Raw genomic sequence first — 2,552 nt, 5'->3', positions numbered from 1 at the left:
GCGCGCTGATCTCGCACCAGCATATCGTCTATGCGCTGGACCAAGGCGCCCGCGCGCGGCTCAACACACTGTTCATGGGCGGCATGTTCCTGCTGGGTGCGGCCGGCTCTGCCCTGGCGGCGCTGGCCTGGCACGGCGCGGCCTGGACCGGGGTGAGCGTGCTGGGCCTGGCGCTGGGCGTGGGGGCGGGGCTGGTCAACTGGTTGGCGCGGCGTCCGCAGGAAGCATAAAAGAATAATAATTACAGATGTATATGTGATTTCCCCGGGGAAACCTTGCGGTTTCACCGGGGAAATTCAGTAAAATGCTGCACTGCACAATAATGCGGTTCAGCCAAACACGATGGTCTTGTTGCCATCGACCATCACGCGCCGTTCGATATGCCACGACACCGCGCGGGCCAGCACCTGGCATTCCACGTCACGGCCCAGCGCCACCAGCGTGTCGGGCGCATGGACATGGCTGACGCGGCGTACGTCCTGTTCGATGATCGGCCCTTCATCCAGGTCGGTCGTGACATAGTGCGCGGTGGCGCCGATGATCTTCACCCCGCGCTCGTGCGCCTGGTGATAGGGTTTGGCGCCCTTGAAGCTGGGCAGGAAGCTGTGGTGGATATTGATGCAGCGCCCCGCCACCTTGGCGCAGAGCATCGGCGAGAGTATCTGCATGTAGCGCGCCAGCACCACCAGATCGGGCTGCGTCTCGTCGATCAGCGCGGCAAAGCGGGCTTCCTGCGCGGCTTTGCCATCCGGCTTGGTCGGCAGGTGGTGATAGGGCAGGCCGCTCCATTCGACAAAGCTGCGCATGTCATCATGGTTGGAAACCACGCCGACGATATCGACCGGCAGCAGCCCGGCGCGCCAGCGGTGCAGCAGATCGAACAGGCAATGCCCGAATTTCGATACCGCCAGCAGCAGGCGCGGGCGTTGGGCCATGTCGTGCAGCGACCAGTCCATGGCAAAGCGATCGGCGATCGGGGCAAAGCGCTGGCGCAGCGTGGCCACATCGGGCAGCGGTGCGCCATCGCCGGCAAACGCCGTGCGCATGGCGAACTGGCCCTTGGTGCCGTTGTTGAAATGATTGGATTCGGTGATCGTGGCCCCCTGTTCCGCCAGGAAGCCGGCCACCGCCGCGACGATGCCGCGCTGATCGGCGCAGCGCAGCAAGAGAGCCTGACCTGGCATGGCCAGCGCCCCCGGATCAACAATTCCGGTCATGCTTTGCGTTCCCCCCGGCGGGCCGGCCGTGTGCCGCCCGCGCTTTCACGCCCTGCAAAGACCGGTCGTCAGGCGTTTTTGGCAAATCACATTTTCGGCCATGGGGATGACATTTTTAGACGCGACGGGATCGCCCTGCGCCACTTACCCATGATGGCGTGACAGGAACCCGATCAACCCGTTGGCCGCAGGGCCGCTATTCCGCGCTGGCCTTGCTGCGTGGCGCGCTGGGCGGCCATCGCCACTGGGGCCGTGCCTGGCGCGCGGCAGAGCCCCGGCCGAGCTATGACGTGGTGATCATCGGCGGCGGCGCGCATGGCCTGGCCACGGCCTATTACCTGGCGAGCCAGCACGGCATCCGCAACGTGGCGGTGGTGGAAAAGGGCTGGATCGGTGGCGGCAACACCGGCCGCAACACCACGATCGTGCGGTCCAACTATCGCCAGGCCCCGCTGCAGCGTCTGCTCGAGCATTCGCTCACGCTGTGGGAAGGCCTGTCTGACGAACTGAACTACAACGTCATGTTCTCGCCGCGCGGTGCGCTGTTCCTGGGCCATTCCGATGCCGACATGACGCGTCTGGCCGAACGCGGCGATAGCTTGCGCGCGATGGGCATCGATGCCGAGCTGATGGACGTGGACGCGGTGCGCCGCCTGGTGCCGCTGCTCGATTTTTCCCCCCATGCGCGCTGGCCGATTCAGGGGGGGATGATCCAGCATCGCGGCGGCACTGCGCGGCACGATGCCGTAGCCTGGGGCTATGCCCGCGCGGCCGACAACCTGGGCGTGGACGTGATCGAGAATTGCGAGGTGACCGGCTTCGTTCGCGAGGGCGACCGCGTGACCGGCATCGAGACCACGCGCGGCGCAATCGCGGCGGGCAAGGTGGCAATCTGCGTGGCGGGCAACAGCGGCCATGTCGCGGGCCTTGCCGGACTGCGCCTGCCGATCGAAAGCCACACGCTGCAGGCCTATGTCACCGAGCCGGTCAAGCCGATGATCGATACGGTGATCATGTCGCAATCGCTGCACTGCTATATCTCGCAATCCGACAAGGGCGGGATCGTGGCGGGCGGCGATCCCGATGGCTTTCCCAGCTATGCCCAGCGCGGCCAGCCGGTGCGGCTGGAAGATGCGATCGCCCAGGCGATTGCCCTGGTGCCGGCGCTCAGCCGGTTGCGCATGGTGCGCTGCTGGTCGGGCGTGACCGACATGAGCTTTGACGGCTCGCCGATCATCGGCGACCTGCCGCTGCGCAACCTCTATATCAACGGCGGCTGGTGCTATGGCGGGTTCAAGGCGACGCCGGGATCGGGGCATCTCTATGCCCACCACC

Annotated in this window: 1 protein-coding gene and 2 pseudogenes; 2 read left to right on the top strand and 1 reads right to left on the bottom strand. The window is 65.8% G+C overall.

Annotated features, from left to right (window positions below; genetic code table 11):
- Positions 1-230: pseudogene (locus H926_RS30435) on the top strand (MFS transporter); the annotation flags it as partial.
- A gap of 99 nt (positions 231-329) precedes the next feature.
- On the opposite strand, the gene purU reads toward H926_RS30435, so the two are convergent.
- Positions 330-1,217, bottom strand: a complete 888-nt coding sequence (purU, locus tag H926_RS0123850) for a formyltetrahydrofolate deformylase (RefSeq protein ID WP_051146502.1) — start codon at positions 1,215-1,217, stop codon at positions 330-332.
- A 158-nt stretch (positions 1,218-1,375) separates the two neighbouring features.
- On the opposite strand from purU, the pseudogene H926_RS30430 reads away from it, so the two are divergent.
- A pseudogene (locus H926_RS30430) lies at positions 1,376-2,552 on the top strand (sarcosine oxidase subunit beta family protein); the annotation flags it as partial.

The sequence above is a fragment of the Novosphingobium sp. B-7 genome, from assembly GCF_000410615.1.
GTDB classification, from domain to species: Bacteria; Pseudomonadota; Alphaproteobacteria; order Sphingomonadales; family Sphingomonadaceae; genus Novosphingobium; species Novosphingobium capsulatum.
Note: the sequence above shows the minus strand (reverse complement) of the source record. Positions and strands in the feature narration are given on the sequence as shown.